The organism is Sphingomonas sp. Marseille-Q8236, from assembly GCF_965112005.1.
On the sequence record NZ_CBCOPO010000001.1, the window covers coordinates 367618 to 384731 of the forward strand.

At 66.1% G+C, this 17114-nt stretch carries 15 protein-coding genes; 7 read left to right on the forward strand and 8 right to left on the reverse strand.

The window, feature by feature from the left end:
• Positions 1-38 precede the first annotated feature (38 nt).
• On the reverse strand, positions 39-899 hold the full coding sequence (locus tag ACWPWT_RS01710) for an outer membrane protein (protein WP_454278304.1): 861 nt from the start codon (positions 897-899) through the stop codon (positions 39-41).
• 152 nt (positions 900-1051) lie between these two features.
• On the opposite strand from ACWPWT_RS01710, the gene parE reads away from it, so the two are divergent.
• The 5 genes from parE (at position 1052) to hslO (ending at position 7645) form a co-directional block, all read left to right on the forward strand.
• The gene (parE, locus tag ACWPWT_RS01715; RefSeq protein WP_454278305.1) at positions 1052-3031 is read left to right on the forward strand and encodes a DNA topoisomerase IV subunit B; all 1980 of its coding nucleotides are present in this window, start codon (positions 1052-1054) and stop codon (positions 3029-3031) included.
• 127 nt (positions 3032-3158) lie between these two features.
• Positions 3159-4340 (forward strand): hypothetical protein, encoded by a 1182-nt coding sequence (locus ACWPWT_RS01720; protein ID WP_454278306.1) that lies wholly within the window; start codon positions 3159-3161, stop codon positions 4338-4340.
• Positions 4341-4449: 109 nt separating this feature from the next.
• The gene (locus tag ACWPWT_RS01725) at positions 4450-5640 is read left to right on the forward strand and encodes an acetylornithine transaminase (RefSeq protein ID WP_454278307.1); all 1191 of its coding nucleotides are present in this window, start codon (positions 4450-4452) and stop codon (positions 5638-5640) included.
• Positions 5641-5689: 49 nt separating this feature from the next.
• Positions 5690-6613, forward strand: coding sequence for an ornithine carbamoyltransferase (gene argF, locus ACWPWT_RS01730; protein WP_454278308.1), 924 nt, complete (start codon positions 5690-5692; stop codon positions 6611-6613).
• A gap of 117 nt (positions 6614-6730) precedes the next feature.
• Complete coding sequence (gene hslO, locus ACWPWT_RS01735; RefSeq protein WP_454278309.1) at positions 6731-7645, forward strand: Hsp33 family molecular chaperone HslO; 915 nt, start codon at positions 6731-6733, stop codon at positions 7643-7645.
• Between the two features lie 145 nt (positions 7646-7790).
• On the opposite strand, the gene ACWPWT_RS01740 is transcribed toward hslO, so the two are convergent.
• The 4 genes from ACWPWT_RS01740 to ACWPWT_RS01755 form a co-directional block, all read right to left on the reverse strand.
• Positions 7791-8120: a TM2 domain-containing protein gene (locus ACWPWT_RS01740; RefSeq protein WP_454278310.1), complete on the reverse strand. Its 330-nt coding sequence runs from the start codon at positions 8118-8120 to the stop codon at positions 7791-7793.
• 256 nt (positions 8121-8376) lie between these two features.
• Positions 8377-9156 carry a LysR family transcriptional regulator gene (locus ACWPWT_RS01745; protein ID WP_454278311.1) on the reverse strand — a complete coding sequence of 260 codons (780 nt, stop codon included), beginning with the start codon at positions 9154-9156 and terminating at the stop codon, positions 8377-8379.
• Entirely contained in the window at positions 9153-9551 is a 399-nt protein-coding gene (gene apaG, locus ACWPWT_RS01750; protein WP_261269947.1) for a Co2+/Mg2+ efflux protein ApaG, read from the reverse strand. Before apaG ends, ACWPWT_RS01745 begins: the two co-directional genes overlap by 4 nt.
• Entirely contained in the window at positions 9548-10756 is a 1209-nt protein-coding gene (locus tag ACWPWT_RS01755; protein WP_454278312.1) for a trans-sulfuration enzyme family protein, read from the reverse strand. Before ACWPWT_RS01755 ends, apaG begins: the two co-directional genes overlap by 4 nt.
• Before the next feature lie 138 nt (positions 10757-10894).
• Between ACWPWT_RS01755 and ACWPWT_RS01760 the strand changes: the two genes are divergently transcribed.
• Positions 10895-11200, forward strand: a complete 306-nt coding sequence (locus ACWPWT_RS01760; protein WP_261269949.1) for a hypothetical protein — start codon at positions 10895-10897, stop codon at positions 11198-11200.
• Positions 11201-11325: 125 nt separating this feature from the next.
• Here the strand turns inward: ACWPWT_RS01760 and ACWPWT_RS01765 are convergent, their stop codons facing one another.
• Positions 11326-13176: a glycoside hydrolase family 35 protein gene (locus ACWPWT_RS01765; RefSeq protein WP_454278313.1), complete on the reverse strand. Its 1851-nt coding sequence runs from the start codon at positions 13174-13176 to the stop codon at positions 11326-11328.
• Between the two features lie 420 nt (positions 13177-13596).
• Here ACWPWT_RS01765 and ACWPWT_RS01770 point away from each other — a divergent pair, with 420 nt between their 5' ends.
• Positions 13597-14841, forward strand: a complete 1245-nt coding sequence (locus ACWPWT_RS01770) for a phospholipid carrier-dependent glycosyltransferase (protein ID WP_454278314.1) — start codon at positions 13597-13599, stop codon at positions 14839-14841.
• A 106-nt stretch (positions 14842-14947) separates the two neighbouring features.
• Here ACWPWT_RS01770 and ACWPWT_RS01775 read toward each other — a convergent pair whose 3' ends face one another.
• A complete protein-coding gene (locus tag ACWPWT_RS01775; protein ID WP_454278315.1) occupies positions 14948-16048 on the reverse strand; it encodes a glycosyltransferase family 2 protein in 1101 nt (366 codons plus the stop codon).
• Between the two features lie 5 nt (positions 16049-16053).
• A complete protein-coding gene (gene leuB, locus ACWPWT_RS01780) occupies positions 16054-17097 on the reverse strand; it encodes a 3-isopropylmalate dehydrogenase (protein WP_454278316.1) in 1044 nt (347 codons plus the stop codon).
• Positions 17098-17114 lie beyond the last annotated feature (17 nt).

A 17114-nucleotide genomic window follows, 5' to 3' on the forward strand; every position in this document is an offset into this window, starting at 1 on the left:
CGTTCACGCTGGACGAAGTCGGGGCGCACGCCCATCGTTTAGAAGCGGAACGCCGCCGTTGCGCGCAGCGAATGCCAACGAAACTTGTCGTCCGAGCGCCGGATGTCGGTGCCGGTCGTGTTAGGCGCCAGCACGAACGGGTTGGTGGCGGGAGCCGACCCTTGCGTCACGCGCACCCGCGTGTCGTCGTCGCGATACTGGTGGTACATATATTCCATGCCGATCGAGAAGTTGCGCCCGATCTTCTGCTCGATGCCGCCACCGCCGAGAAAGCCGAACTGGTTGCGGTCGCCGCTAAGCGCAAAGGCATTGGCCGCGTTCGAGGTGGTGAAGCTGCGGTTGATCCGCGCATAGCCACCGCCGAAGGTACCGTAGAACAGCGTATTGTTCGCCGCATAGCCCGCACGGCCCCGCACCGAGGCTTCCCAGTCGATGCTGCGGGTGAAGGTGTACCAGGCAGGCGTGGTCGAGAAGCCCGACACGCTGTCGGTGATCTCCGACTTGCCGAACTCGCCGACCGCGCCATAGACGATGTTGCCGACCTGATGGTCGATACCGACGCGCCCATAATAGGCGATGCCGTCCTTGTCATTGTCACAACCGGTCGCGGCATTCTGGGGCGACAGCACGCTGCGCGCGCGGCCGTTGCAGAAGCCCGGCGAAAAGGCATTGGCACCCGTCGCGGTCGTCACGACGTCGCCGAACCGGCCATCCAGATTGCGGTCGAACAGCATCCGCGAGCCGATGTCGTTGCCCTGCACGTCATAGCCGAAGCTGCCGCCGACATAGACGCCCGAAAAGGGCGCGTCGTCCCCGCCCGCATAGCTGCCGTCCTGCGCCATCGCCGGTGCGGCGAAAAGCACCGAGGCCATCGCCCCCGCCATCCAGAATTTCGTCATGATCACTCCCGTACCCTTGGCTTATAGGTGCTCGCGGAACGGGCAGGCGGGCCGGAATATCCCATGTTAGCCGCCCGGCAAACTTTTGTCGCAATTGAAGGGACCTACGCCAAAGCTGGCGCGACGCCCCCGCAATGCCTATAGTTCCCGTTATGTCCAATGATCTGTTCGCGGGCGGAGCCCGTCCCCAGCCTGCCTATGATGCCTCCTCGATCGAGGTGCTGGAGGGGCTGGAGCCGGTTCGTCGCCGCCCGGGCATGTATATCGGCGGCACCGACGAACGCGCGCTGCATCACCTGGCCGCCGAGGTGCTCGACAATGCGATGGACGAGGCCGTCGCCGGTCACGCCACCCGAATCGAGGTGAAGCTGGAGCCGGGCAACCGCCTTACCATCGTCGACAATGGGCGCGGCATCCCGGTCGATCCGCACCCCAAATTCCCCGACAAATCGGCGCTGGAGGTCATCCTCTCGACGCTGCACTCGGGCGGCAAGTTCACGGGCAAGGCCTATGCGACCAGCGGCGGTCTGCACGGCGTCGGCGTGTCGGTGGTCAACGCGCTGTCGTCGGACACGGTGGTCGAGGTCGCGCGCGACCGTGTGCTCTACCGCCAGCGTTTTGCCCGTGGGCAGACCCTCGGCCCGCTGGAAACGGTCGGCGCAGCCCCCAACCGGCGCGGGACCAGCGTCGCCTTCACCCCGGATACCGAGATTTTCGGGCCCGAACTCGCCTTCAAGCCCGCGCGACTGCACAAGCTGGTGCGGTCCAAGGCCTATCTGTTCGCGGGCGTCGAAATCCGCTGGCACTGCGCGTCCGAATTGATCTCGGACGACACGCCCGCCGATGCGGTGTTCCAATTCCCCGGCGGCCTGGCCGACCATCTGAAGGAACAGATTGGCGGCCGCGAATGCGCCACCGCCGATTTCTTCTCGGGCAATCAGGATTTCCCGGCCGAGCAGGGCCGTGTCGAATGGGCGGTCGCCTGGCCGCTATGGAGCGACGGCAGCTATAGCTGGTATTGCAACACCATCCCGACCCCCGATGGCGGCACGCATGAACAGGGGCTTCGCCAGGCGCTGGTCCGGGGCCTTCGGGCGTTCGGCGAGTTGGTGAACCAGAAAAAGGCCAAGGACATCACCGCCGACGACGTCATGGTCGGCTCCGAGTTGATGCTGTCTGTCTTCATCCGCGAACCGCAGTTCCAGAGCCAGACCAAGGACCGTCTCACCAGCCCGGAGGCGGCGAGCCTGGTGGAAAAGGCGATCCGCGATCATTTCGACCATTATCTCTCGGCCAATATGGACCGGGGCAAGGCGCTGCTCGGCTATGTGCTCGACAGGATGGACGAGCGTCTGCGCCGCAAGGCGGAGCGCGAGGTCAAGCGCAAGACCGCGACCAGCGCGCGCAAGCTGCGCCTGCCCGGCAAGCTGACCGATTGCGCCGCCGACAGCCCGGAGGGAACCGAGCTGTTCATCGTCGAGGGCGACTCGGCGGGCGGCTCGGCGAAACAGGCGCGCGATCGCAAGACCCAGGCGATCCTGCCGATCCGCGGCAAGATCCTGAACGTCGCCAGCGCCACCTCGGCCAAGATCCTGCAAAATCAGGAGATTGCTGACCTTACGCTGGCGATGGGCTGCGGCACGCGCAAGGATTGCGACCCGACCCAGCTGCGCTACGAAAAGATCGTCATCATGACCGACGCAGACGTGGACGGCGCGCATATCGCCACGCTGCTGATGACCTTCTTCTTCCAGGAAATGCCCGATCTCGTCCGGCGCGGGCATCTCTATCTCGCGCAGCCGCCGCTCTACCGCCTGACGGTCGGCGCCAAGTCCCTCTACGCCCGTGACGACACCCACCGCGCCGAACTGGAGCGCACCGCGTTCAAGGGCAAGAAGGTCGATGTCGCGCGCTTCAAGGGGCTGGGCGAGATGAATCCCGGTCAGTTGCGCGAAACCACCATGGATCCGGCGACCCGCAGCCTGATCCGCATCACCCTGCCCCAGGAATATGAAGAGCGGGCGGGCGTGAAGGATCTGGTCGACCGGCTGATGGGCAACAACCCCGCGCACCGCTTCGCCTTCATCCAGGAAAATGCGGCAAGGCTGGACGAAGAGGTGATCGACGCCTGATTCAACGCCTTGGAAATAATAGATTACTTGTCTTTATGACAGGATCATGAAGAATATTGCCCTCCCATTCGGCGTTTAGGCAAGTGCCGGGACCGCTCGGCGCTTTTGGAAGGAAGGGACTGGCTTCATGATCCTGCTACCATTGCTGATACAAGCGCAAACCCCGGTTTCGCCGCCCCAGAATCTCTCGCGCCCCGCCGTGGAGAATGTCGTCACGCTGCCGACCGAGACGGGCTCGACCATCACCGTCACGGGCGACAATCTAAAGGCGGCGCAGGCCGATCTGGACAGTTGCCTTCGCGATCATTGCCCGCCCAAGGAGGACATAAAGCGCTCGCTGACCTATGCCGAGTTGCAGTTCATCGCGGGCGACTATCGCGGCAGCCACGGGACCCTAGCCGCATCACGCTATCGCAATGCCCGATACGCCGCCGAACTACCCCATGAGGTTTCGGGTCTGCACCGGGCGCTCGGGCGCCTGACCCGGCTGAACGGACTGCCCTCCAGCCCTATCACCAACGCATCCGACGCGGTCTATGCCCTGCGCGCCGGACTCCCGGCCGGGACACCCGCCATCTATCAACAGCGACTGGAGGTCGGCGACGCCATGGCGCGTGAAGGCCGGGCCTATGGCGCGCTTCAACATTATGGATGGGTCGCGCACTCGGCCGAGAAGGCTGGGCTGAGCGACGTGCTCGGCCAGGCGCTGGTCCGCACCGCGCTCGTCACCAGCGCGCTCGCCGCCGATCATGCCGAATGGCGGCCACGCGCCAAGGCATCGATCGATCAGGTCCTGAACCGCACCGAACCCGGCATGCGCCCCTATCGCAACGTCGTGCGGACCATCGCCATCCAGCTGGCGTCGGACAGCGACCGCCCGGCGGTGATCGACAAGGTGCTGGCCGAAATGGAGCCCGATGGCGACCAGCAGGTCGCCGTCTATTCCCCTTCGATCCTGCCACGCGACCTGTCGGAAGGCGCGACGGCGGTCGACGCCGGCCCTGCCTTTGTCGACATCAGCTTCCGGGTCATGCCGGACGGCCATGTGAAGGATATCGAGCCGGTCAACCTGACTACCTCGACCCGCCCCGCCTGGATCGACGTGGTGACCAAGGCGCTCGCGGAGCGTCGTTATACCCGGCTGCCCCACCCGACCAATTCGGACGGCATGCTGCGGCTGGAGCGTTATACCTTCATCTCCAGGCTGGGCGACGACACCGGGTCGCGCATGATGGTCCGGTCCACCGCGCGCCAGATCAGCAGATTGGACCTGACCGCCGCCGTGACACCGGTCGGCGCGCGGCAATGACGGCCCGGACGATGCGCACGCCGGCGCGTTGACGGGACCGGCCAATGACTCGTATGAAGGAAAAGGGCGGCCACCTGTGCCGCCCTTTGCTATTTGAAGGAGACGTCCCGTGACCATCACCGCCCTGATGCCCGTTTACCCACGGTGCGGGGTGCGTCCGGTCCGAGGCGAGGGCGTCTATCTGTACGGCGAAAATGGCGAGCAGTATCTGGACTTTGCCGCCGGAATCGCGGTGAATGCCCTGGGCCATGGCCATCCCAAACTCGTCGACGCGATCGCCAAACAGGCCGCCACCCTGATGCATGTGTCGAACCTGTACGGCAGCCCGCAGGGCGAGCATTTCGCGCAGCGGCTGGTCGATTCGACCTTTGCCGACACGGTGTTCTTCACCAATTCGGGCGCCGAGGCGGTCGAGTGCGCGATCAAGACCGCGCGCCGCTATCACTTCGCCAACGGCAATCCGCAGCGTCATACGCTGATCACGTTCAACAACGCGTTCCATGGCCGGACGCTGGGCGCGATCTCGGCGACCAACCAGCCCAAGATGCGCGACGGGTTCGAACCGCTGCTGCCGGGCTTCGCCTATGCGCCGTTCGACGATCTGGAAGCGGCGCTGGCGCTGATCGACGACAACACCGCCGGTTTCCTGGTCGAGCCGATCCAGGGCGAAGGCGGCCTGCGCCCCGCCAGCATGGAGTTCCTCCAGGGCCTGCGCAAGGCATGCGACGAGCATGGCCTGCTGTTGGTGCTGGACGAGGTGCAGTGCGGTTATGGGCGCACCGGCAAGTTCTTCGCGCATGAACTGTACGGCGTGACGCCGGACATCATGGCGGTGGCCAAGGGCATCGGCGGCGGCTTCCCGCTCGGCGCGTGCCTGGCGACCGAGGAAGCGGCCAAGGGCATGGTGATTGGCACCCACGGTTCGACCTATGGCGGCAACCCGCTGTCCATGGCGGCGGGCGAAGCGGTGCTGGACGTGATCCAGGAGCCGGGCTTCCTCGACCATGTCGAGGCGATGGGCCAGCGGCTGCGCTCGACGCTGGAGCAGATGATCCCGAATTTCGATCATCTGTTCGAAGAGGTTCGCGGCCACGGCCTGATGCAGGGCTTGAAGATGAAGAGCGACAGCCGCCGCTTCGTGGCGCACTGCCGCGACCATCACGGGCTGCTGCTGGTCGCGGCGGGCGAGAATGTGATCCGCATCCTGCCGCCGCTCACCATCGACGAGAGCCATATCACCGAGTTTGCGACGAAGCTGTCGGACGCCGCGCGCGTCTACGTCCCCGCCGCCGACGATTAATCCCTGCCACCCCGGCGGCGGGAAACCGCCGGGGGACGGAGTACCGACCATGACGATCCGCCACTTCCTGAACCTCGCCGACGCCGGTCCCGAGGGTGTGACCGCCATTCTGACCGATGCCCAGGCCCGCAAGGCCGCCCGCGCCGGTTTCACCAAGGGCCGCGTCGATGCCGACGCCCCGCTCGCCGGCCAAACCTTGGCCATGGTGTTCGAAAAGAACTCGACCCGCACCCGCGTCAGCTTCGACATGGCGATCCGCCAGCTCGGCGGCACCTCGATCGTGCTCGACGCCGGCACGATGCAGCTGGGTCGCGGCGAGACGATCGCCGACACCGCGCGCATCCTGTCGGGCTATACCGACGCGATCATGATCCGCACCGACGACCATGCCAAGGTCGAGGAAATGGCGCATTATGCCAGCGTGCCGGTCATCAACGGGCTGACCGACCTGTCGCACCCGTGCCAGATCATGGCCGACCTGCTGACCGTGATTGAGGCGGGCAAGACCCTGTCCGGCCTGAAGGTCGCGTGGCTGGGCGACGGCAACAATGTGCTGCACTCGATCGTCGAGGCGGGCGGGCTGCTCGGCTTCGACGTCGTGGCGGCTTGCCCCGATGGCTATCACCCGGAGCCCGGCACGCTGGAACTGGGTCGGGGTCGCGCCACCTGCACCACCGATCCCCGTGCGGCGGTCGAGGGCGCGGACATCGTCGTCACCGACACCTGGATCTCGATGGGCCAGGCCCATGCCGAGGAAAAGCTGGCGGCGATGATGCCGTTCCAGGTCAATGCCGGGCTGATGACGTTGGCCAAGCCGGACGCCAAGTTCCTCCACTGCCTCCCCGCCCACCGCGAGGAGGAAGTCACGTCGGACGTGATCGACGGTCCGCAGTCGCTGATCTGGCCGGAGGCGGAAAACCGGCTCCATGCGCAGAAATCGGTGCTGCGCTGGTGCTTCGGCCAGATCGGTTGATCGTCGCCCACCACACCCTATTTATGGAAAGGCCGGCGGCTTCGTCGGCCTTTTCCTTTCCCCCGCCCCACCGGCACCATATCGCTCGAATCCTGTTTCGGGCGTAAAGGCACGAGCATGACCGACATCACCCTGCCCGAACTCGACCGCGCGATCGGTTTCACCATCCCCGAGCAGCATGCGCGCGGCCGGCTGGTACGGCTCGGCCCGGTGCTGGACGAGATTCTCGCCGCCCATGCCTATCCCCCCGCGATCGAGCGGCTGCTGGCCGAGGCGCTGACGCTGACCGCGCTGATCGGCACCACGTTGAAGGATACCGGCGGGCAGCTGACCATCCAGACGCGCAGCGACAGCGGCGTGATCCAGTTGCTGGTCTGCGACTATCGGGGCGGCGAGTTGCGCGGCTATATCCAGTTCGACGCCGACAAGCTGGCCGAGCTGCCCGCCGAACCGACGCTCTTCGCGCTGTTCGGACAGGGCTATCTGGCCATTACCTTCGACCTGGCGATCACGGGCGAACGCTATCAGGGCATCGTGCCGATCGATGGCGAGACGCTGTCGGCGGCGGCGGAAAGCTATTTCACCCAGTCGGAGCAGATTCCCAGCCTGCTGCGCGTCGGGATCAGCAAGGGGCCGGACGGTCGCACCATCGCGGGCGGCCTGTTCCTCCAGCATCTGCCCGAGGGCGAGGAGGGCCGCGAGCGGCTGCACGTCAAGCTCGACCATCCCGAATGGGAGCATGTCCAGGCTCTGGGCCAGACGATGCAGGTCGAGGAACTGGCGGACGCGGGTCTGCCGCTGGAGACTCTGGTCTGGCGACTATTCCACGAGGAGCAGAATGTCCGGGTGCAGGAAGCCCCCGCCATCGTGCGCGGGTGCCGTTGCTCGGCGGACTATATCGCCAGCGTCATCACCAAATTCTCGGTCGAGGAACGGCGTGAAATGGCGGATGCCGATGGCCTGATCTATGTCGACTGCGCCTTCTGCGCGACGAAGTTCCCGGTGCCATTCGACGCCGATCCGGTAGCGTGACATGCTTTCCTCCCCTGAAAAGGGGAGGTGGCAGGGTGCAGCCCCGACAGAGCGGTGTCACCGTCCGCGCGGGAACCCGCCCCCACTATTCGGCTGGCGCCGAGCCGTTCCCCCTCCCCATCCGTGATGGAGAGGATGACGCGTCTCATATCATTGCGGGGTAACCGCCGGTCAGTTCGTTGGCGAGCCGCATGTTATGACGCCGCGCGATACCGGGCACCAGGAACAGGTCTACGAACAGCCAAAGCCAGGCAAAGCCGAGCAGGACCAGACCGACACCTGCCAGCAACGTCAGCCAACCGACGAAGTTGAGCAACAACATGCCGAACGCAGACCCCGTGCGGCCCAGGTAAAAACGGTGTGCCCCAAAGCCGCCTAGAAAAATGAGCAGGAGATAGGCGACTCCCACCGATTTGCGGCTGGCATCGTACATGAGTTGCGACCGAGCGATTTCGGCGCGATTCAAGTCGGACATTGTTTCCTTCCCCCGTGATGCCGCGATTAAAGCGCAATTCGACAGTCAAGACAAATGGGGTGTGGGCTATCCATGGCGCAATCCTCGGCAAAGGCCGGGGTCCGCTTGCGGTGACTTCGCAATTACAGGCTGACGACGCATGAGAGGCAAGCCAATTGCCCGCCTTCGCTTCAAACCCGACGCCTTGGTGCGTCATTACCTACGTCGCGGCTAAACCCCGGCCTTCGTCGGGGTAGTGGCATGGATGTAGCGAGTCTCAACCGCCCAGCGCCTCGATCAGCGCCTTGACCTTCTGCTGACGCCATTGGGGCAACGGCGCGACCAGCCAATAGCCCATGCGCGACGGCACCGCCTCGCCGGTCGCCACGACTCGTCCCTCGGCCAGATCGCGTTCGGCGAGCAGATGCGGGACGATGGCGCGTCCCAGCCCCGCCGCCACCGCGTCGATCGCCAGCCCTGCATCCGTCACGCGGACCAGCGGCGCCCCCTCTTCGGGCGCGCCCGGCCAGGCGATCAGCGGTGCCTCGGCCGGGCCAATGGGAATCATCCCGTCCGACTCGATCGCCTCGCCCTCCAGCCCGCCAGGGCCATCGCCCCAGCGAATGGCGAGATCGAGATTGGCCTCGGTAAAGTCCAGACCCTCGTCCGACGCGATCAGCGAGAAGCGAAGGTCCGGATCCGCCGCCGCGATGGCGGCCAGGCGCGGCATCAGCCATTTTTCAGTCACGTCGCGCGGGGCGGCGATGGTCAGCGACTTGGACGACTGGCCCGCCTGCATGGCGCGCACGGCATCCTCGAATTGCAGGAAGCCCGCGCGAAGCGGTGCAAGCCCCGCTTCCGCCTCAGGCGTCAGTTCCAGCCCGCGCGTGGTCCGCCGGAACAGCACGACGCCCAGCGTGTCCTCCAGCGCGCGGATCTGCTGTCCCACCGCCGCCGGGGTCACCGCCAGTTCGTCGGCAGCGCGCGTGAAGCTCAGATGCCGGGCCGCCGCGTCGAGCACGCGCAGGCCGTTGAGCGGCAGATGCGTCCGCTTCACGATTCCACCGCCGGCGCGACCAGCGCGAACTGGGGGATGGCCGCGTCGAAGGTCACGCCATCCGCGCCGACCATCCGATAACTGCCCTGCATCGCGCCACTGGTCGTGGCCAGCGGACAGCCCGAGACATAGTCGTAAGACGCGCCCGGCTGGATCACCGGCTGTTCGCCGACCACGCCTTCGCCCTCGACCGAATGCCGCGCGCCGCGTCCGTCGGTGATGATCCAGCGGCGGGTCAGCAACTGCACGGGCTGGTCCCCGCCATTCTCGATGCGGACATGATAGGCCCAGAACCAGCGCCCACGCTGCGGCTCGGACTGTTCGGGCAGATAGCTGACCGACACGCGGACCGTCACCGGCCCGCTGGTCAGTGCGTGGGGGAAGAGCGCCTTCACAGACCCACGGCGCGCAGCGCCTGGTCGAGATCGTCGATCAGGTCGTCCGCATCCTCCAGCCCGATATTGAGGCGCAGCATCCCCTCGCCGATCCCCATCTCGACCCGCTTGTCCTCGGCGACGCCCGCATGGGTGGTCGAAGCGGGATGGGTCATCAGCGAGCGCGAGTCGCCGATATTGTTGGAGATGTCGATCAACTCCAGCGCGTCGAGCAGGCCGTGCGCCTGTTCGCGACCGCCATCGAGTTCGATGGCGAAGATGCTGCCGCCCGCCTTCATCTGGCGCATGGCAAGCTCATGCTGCGGATGGCTGGGCAGCGCCGGGCACAGGACGCGCGGCACGCGTCCCTCCAGGAACCGCGCGACCTTCAGCGCCGATTCCGACTGGCGATGGATGCGCAGGTCCAGCGTCTCCAGCCCCTTGAGCACCACCCAGGCGTTGAACGCCGACAGGGTCGGGCCGGTGTTGCGGGTGAAGGGCAGCAGCGTGTTGGTGATGAAATCCTCGGTCCCGCACACCGCGCCTGCCAGCACGCGGCCCTGCCCGTCCATCATCTTCGTGGCGGAATAGGCGGTCACGTCCGCGCCGAAATCCATCGGCCGCTGGAGGGCGGGCGTCGCAAACGCATTGTCGACGACCGTGGTGATCCCCCGCTCGCGCGCGATGGCGCAGATCGCCTCCAGGTCCGCCACGTCCATCGTCGGATTGGCGGGCGTTTCGAAGAAGAAGACCTTCGTCTCGGGGCGGACCGCGTCGAGGAATGCCTGCGGATCGCGGGCATCGACGACGGTGGTCGCGATACCGAACTTGGGGAGCAGCGTGTCGGTCAGCCAGCGGCACGACCCGAACGCCGCGCGGCCGCCGACCAGATGGTCGCCCGCCTGCAACTGACACAGCAGAACCGCGGTCATCGCCGCCATGCCCGACGCCATGGTCCGGCACGCCTCGGCGCCCTCCAGCAAAGCGATGCGCTGTTCGAGCATCTCGACGGTCGGGTTCTGGAGGCGGGAATAGGTCATCCCCTCCTGCTCGCCCGCGAACCGCGCCGCGGCATCGCCCGCCCGGTCATAGCAATAGCCCGAGGTGAGGAAGATCGCCTCGGAGGTTTCGCCATATTCGGACCGCGCGGTGCCGCCCCGAACGGCCTGCGTCGCGGGGCGCCAGTGGTTGGTGATCGAACGGTCCTGGCCAGTCTTGCGCTTCATGCCCGTCCATTTGCCGTTCCGGGGGGCGGGGTTCAAGGATATTCGGACGCCAGGCGCGCAAGTGTCGCCGTTACCCGAGCGGAACGAAGTTGCGCGCGTCCCGGTTATGCGCATCCGATCCAACAGGGAGAATGAAAAATGAAGATCCGCATCGGCCTGCTGATGGCCGCAAGCCTAGTGTCGCTGTCGGCCTGCAACAGCAAGGGCACCGACAAGCTGGCGGAGAATGTCGAAAAGGCCGCCGACAACCGGGCCGACACCATGGAGACCCAGGCCGACGCGCTGCGCAACGAGGCCAAGGCGCTCGACCAGAAGGCCGAAAAGACCCGCGACTATGCCGAGGACCGCGCCGACGCGATCAAGGCGGCAGACGTCAACGCCAGCGCGATGAGCCCGGAACAGCGCGAAGCGATCGTCGCAAACCAGGCCGCGGCGGTTCGGTAACGACGCCAAGTCCCCCCTGTTAAGGGGCGGTGGCAGTCCGCAGGACTGACCGAGGGGTGTCACCATCGGCGCGGACACCCCGTTCACCAGTGCCGCATTCCCTCCGTTACAGGAAGGGAATGCGACTATTGCGCCTCGCGATGGTTGGTCACCTTGCCATAGATCGGCTTGGTGACCGTGGTCAGGCGATCGCCGGCATCGCCGGTCAGGTCGAGGAACAGGATGCGGTTCGCCCCCGGCTTCATCCACGGCGCGGGCGTAAACAGCGTATGGACTGGCCCGATCCCCCAGTAGCGGCCCAGATTATGGCCGTTGAACCACAACTGCTCCTTATGCGCGCCGCGCATGTCGAGATAGGTGTCGGCGGGTTTCGCCACCCTCATCTCAGCCTCATAGAAGCAGGGACCGGAGCAGGGCTTGGCTGACAGCTTCAACCCCGACACATCGTCCATCGGCAGGCGGAACATCTGCCAGTCGCGCAAGGCCTGCCCGGCCAGCGTCACCGCCCCGGTAAGCCCGGTCTGTTCGGTCCGGATCGCATGGCTGTAATTCACCCGCCCGGTATTCTCGACCAGGATGTCCAGCGTGGCGGGCGCGGTGCGGGCGGGCAGTTCTACCGTTTCCTGATCGAGCCGCCGGTCGAGCGTGCCGACCAGCTTGCGACCGAGATAGACCTGCGCATAGCTGTGCATGCCCTTGAGCATCAGCGTCCCCGCCGGGCCCTTTGGCACGGTAACGCGGTAGAGGACGTAACCATAATTCTGGTCGAGCTCCTCGAACGTCTTGGGCTCGGCCGCGCGCACCGGCTGGGGAAGATTGTCCCATAGCGACGCGCTGCGCCGGATGGCGGAGACGGGGAAGCTCTGCGCCACGGTCGGCGCGGGCGTCGGCGCGGGCGTCGGCGCGGCGGGCTTGCCGGTGACCTCGGCGATGGCGGCGGCGATCAAGCCATATTTGTAACGCGGATTGCCCGCCTCATCGATCGGCGCGTCATAATCATAGCTGGTGGTGTCGGGGTGATAATCCTTGCCGGTGTGCGAATCCGCCCCGTTCATCCAGCCGAAGGTGGTGCCGCCATGCACCATGTAGAGCGAGATCGAATAGCCCCGCTTGAGCATATAGGCCATTTCCTCGGCCTCTTTCTTGCCGTCGGTCTCGTGATGCTCCTCACCCCATTTGTCGAACCAGCCCGCCCAATATTCGCCGACCATGCGCAGGCCGTCAGGGCGGAACGCCTCCAGCTTGGCGATCGCGTTCTGCGCCCCGCCCGACCCGAAATTGACGACCGAGGGCAGGTTGGGCAACGAGCCCTTGGCCAGATCGCCGCCCTGGTTGGAGGTGAACAGCACGCCGTCCGCGAACCCGGCGCGCTTGTACGTCGCCTCCAGACCGCGCAAATAGGCCTGATCGTCGCCGAACGCGCCATATTCATTCTCAAGCTGAAGCGCGACGATCGGCCCGCCATTCTTCATCAACAGCGGCTTCACCTCCTGCCCCAACCGCATCAGCCAGCGATCGACGGCGGCGGTATATTGGGGATCGGTCGAACGCAGAACGAGGCTGCGATCCTTGAGCAGCCAGGAGGGATAGCCGCCCAACTCCCACTCGGCACAGACATAGGGACCGGGACGCAGGATCACGTCCAGCCCTTCGGCCTGGGCATCGCGGATAAAGGCGACGATGTCGTTCTGCCCGCTAAAGTCATAGACTCCGGGGCGCGGTTCGTGCGCGTTCCAGAAGGCATAGGTGGTGATGGTGTTCAGCCCCATCGCCTTGGCCTTGCGCAGCCGGTCGCGCCAATAGGCACGCGGGATGCGGACATAATGCATCTCGCCGGAAATGACCTGATGCGGCTGGCCGTTACGGAGGAAGCCTTTGCCCTTCACCTCGAAACTGCGGGCGGGACCGTCATTGGCGGTGGGGATTTGGGCCGACAGGGGGGACAGCGCCGTCGCCGCCAAAATTCCGAACACCATCGATCGAACCGCTCGCGTCACGTCACTCTCCCGCCATTCGGACCGGACGGGATGTGTCGGACGATAGGCCCCATCCCTGCCCTTTCGCCATGGGTGCCATGCGGAAGCACGTTCGTCAAATTGTCTGACCATTGACCTTTGCAAGTCGATGCCCTCGATCACCGCGACGGCGTGCAAATGTTAAACACGCATTATTCGGAATGCGTCGCGCGGCGCATAGGGCAACTTGCTGGGGAGGAATTGGCGCCGGTGGCGCAGATGCGCATAACGTCGGCGGCAGGCTGTCCGACCTTCCGATCAGCGCCGCGATCGGCAGACACCTCTCTGCTCCCCCATTCCATATCAACAGGGACATTGGATGCGCGGCCAGCCGCGCCAACCCCATTGCCCCGTCCCCACTCCAGCGTCATGACCTTTGCCATGCGCCGCCTGCTCGCCCCTTTCAGCCGCCCGGTCCCGGCGCTGCTTGCCATTCTCATCGCCGCACAGGCACTGTTCTGCTGGCGACTGACCACACCGCACATGCTTGTCTTCGACGAGGTGCATTACGTCCCCGCCGCGCGCACGTTGCTGGCGCTGGAGGGACCGGTGAATATCGAGCATCCGCTGCTCGGCAAGGCGCTGATCGCGCTCGGTATCCTGATCTTCGGCGATGATCCCCTCGGCTGGCGGGCACTGTCGACACTGGCGGGGACCGCGATCGTCGGGGGCGTGTTCGCCATCGTCTGGCTGATGACCCGTCGAACCCGCGCGGCGGCGATCGGGGCGGGGCTGACCCTCGTCAACTTCATGGTGCTGATCCAGGCGCGGATCGCGATGCTCGACGGGTTCATGGCGGCCTTCGTCGTGCTGGCGGTGGCGGCCATGGGCTGGGCGATGCGGGGATCGGTGTCGCAGAGCCGCTGGCGGTGGACGCTGGGCGCGGTGCTGCTCGGGCTGGCGGTCGGGGTCAAATGGGCGGCGGTGCCCTATCTGGGCTATGCCGCGATCGGGTTCGTCCTGATGAAGCGCGGCGATCCGACGCGCTGGCCCGGCCTGTCCTGGTGGTCGGCCTGGGGGCTGCTGGGGCTGGCGGCGATGCTTGCCTATCTGGCGACCTTTGCCCCTGCCTTCTTCTATGCGCGCGAGCCGATGACGCTGGCGCACCTCCTGCCCTTTCAGTGGGAGATGTATGCCCGCCAGACCCAGGTCCTGCCGCCGCATCATTACCAGTCGGCCTGGTGGAGCTGGCCGGTGATCGGGCGGCCGATCTGGTATTTCTATGAGGTCGCGGACGGCGCGCAGCGGGGCATCTTCCTGCTCGGCAATCCGGCGGTGATGTGGGGCGGGCTGGTCGCGGTGGCGGCCTGTGCGCTGGGCTGGCTGCGCACCCGCGAGATGCGGCTGGGCGTCGCGGCGGCGCTTTGGATCGGTGGCTTCGCGGTGTGGGCGATCATCCCCAAGTCGCTGGGTTTCTATTATTATTACTTCCTGCCAGCGATCTGGCTGTCGGTCGCGCTGGCGGTGGCGATCGATCGGTGGCGGGCGGCGCTGCGCGACTGGGACGAGGCCTATCTGGTCGCGGCCGTGTGTCTGTTCGTCTATTTCTATCCGATCCTGACCGCGGGGGCCTTGGCGGGGCCACGATCCTTCCTTCGGTGGACGTGGTTTACCGATTGGCGGTGAAGGGCGGGACGTGCACTTCGACTTCGCTCAGTGCGAACGGCGTTTCGTACCAAGCTCCGTTCAGGGTGAGCGAAGTCGAAGCCCATGCCCCGCCCTCACCGCAGAGTCAGTACCGCCCCCAGACGAACCGCGACGACAGCGCATAATTCCACACCGCGCCGACCAGCACGCCGATGAGCGCCGACACCGCCCATTCGTTCGCCCGTGCATCGTGCAGGAAGGCCGCGACGCCGACATTGGCGATCGCCCCGACCGCGCAGACCAGGCAGAAAGACACCCAGCCGTCGAGCAGCGGCCGAAATCCCCGCAACCGCCGATCGCGATAGGTCAGCGCGTTGTTGAGGAAGAAGTTGAACGTCATCGCCGCCGCCACCGCGGCGATCTGGCTGGCCAGGAAGGTCACGCCGAGCAGCACGAAGAACAGGCTGAGCACCGCCATATGGACGCCCACGCCGAGCACCCCGATCGCGGAGAACATGGCGAAGCGTACGGGCACGACCTTGCCGAAACGACGGTCGTAGAGCGCAATCAGATATTCCATCGCGACGACGTGATCGAGCTTCGACTCGCCCTCCGTCCGAACGCGGAAGACATAGGGCATCTCGGCGGCGCGCAAGGGGCGCGGCGAGGCGCTCATGATGTCGAGCAGGATCTTGAAGCCGATCCCCGACAGATGCGGCACCGTCTCGCGCGCCACGGCCGTACGGACCATGAAGAAGCCGCTCATCGGGTCGGACAGGTTCACGTTCAGCACCCGCTGCGACAGCTTGGTCGCGAAGGCGGACTTGGCCACACGGTCGCGGTCCCAGTCGCCCGTGCCGCCGCCATCGACGAAGCGCGACCCGACCACGAGGTCGAGGTCCGGCTCCGCCCGCAACCGGTCGAGCATCTTCGGAAGAAGCGTCTCGTCATGCTGCAAATCGCCGTCGATCACCGCCACCATCGGCGCGGCGGTGGCGCACATCCCCTCGATACAGGCCGAGGACAGCCCGCGCCGCCCGATCCGCTGGATCACCCGCACGCGGCTGTCCACCCGCGCCAGTTCGCGGGCGGCATCGGCAGTGCCGTCGGGGCTGTTGTCGTCGACGAAGATCGCTTCCCACCGCCGCCCGGCCAGCGCCTGGTCGAGCTTGGCGATGAGCACGGGCACATTGGCGCGCTCGTTGAAGGTCGGGATGACGACCGCGAGTTCGAGGAGCGCGCTCACCGGTATCAGAGGCGCTCGAGGATCGCGTCGGCCATGGCGTGGGTCGACAGGCTGCCGCCCAGATCGCCAGTCCGCGCACCATCGCGGATCGCGCCCGCCACCGCCGCATCGATCCGGTCGGCGGCTTCGCCCAAGCCCAGCGAGTGGCGCAGCATCATCGCCGAGGACAGGATCGCCGCGCACGGATTGGCCTTGCCCTGCCCAGCAATGTCGGGCGCCGAGCCATGGATCGGCTCGTACAGCCCCTTGCCCGTCGCGCCCAGCGCGGCGGAGGGCAGCATCCCGATCGAGCCCGCACACATCGACGCCTGGTCCGAGAGAATGTCGCCGAACAGATTGCCGGTCAGGATCACGTCGAACTGGCCCGGATCGCGCACCAGCTGCATCGCGCAATTGTCGACATACATATGCTCTAGCGCGACCTCCGGGTAATCCTTCGCCACCTCGACCACCACGTCGCGCCAAAGCTGCGAGGTTTCCAGCACATTGGCCTTGTCCACCGACAACAGGCGACGGCGGCGGCGCATCGCGGTCTCGAAGCCGACGCGCGCGATCCGCGCGACCTCTTCCTCGTCATAGCGCATCAGGTCATGCCCCTCGCGCAGCCCCGCCTCGGTGGTGCCGCGGCCCTTGGCGCCGAAATAGACGTCGCCGGTCAGCTCGCGCACGATCACCATGTCGATGCGCCGCGCGATGTCAGGACGCAGCGAGCTGGCATCCTCCAGCCCCTCGAACAGCCGGGCGGGGCGCAGATTGGCGAATAGGCCGAACGCCTTGCGCAGCCCCAGGATCGCCTGTTCGGGCCGATGCGCACGCTCCAGCGTGTCGAAGCGCGGATCGCCGACCGCCCCGAACAGCAGCGCATCGGCGCGCTCCGCCACCGCCAGCGTCTCGGGCGGCAGCGGATGCCCCGCCGCTTCATACGCCGCGCCACCGACCTTGGCCTCTTCGAAGGTCAGACCCAGGTCCAGCCCCTCCAGCACGCGCCGCGCTTCCGTCGTCACTTCCGGCCCGATGCCGTCACCGGCGAGGATCGCGATCAATGCCATGGCTGGCCCCTTCTTAC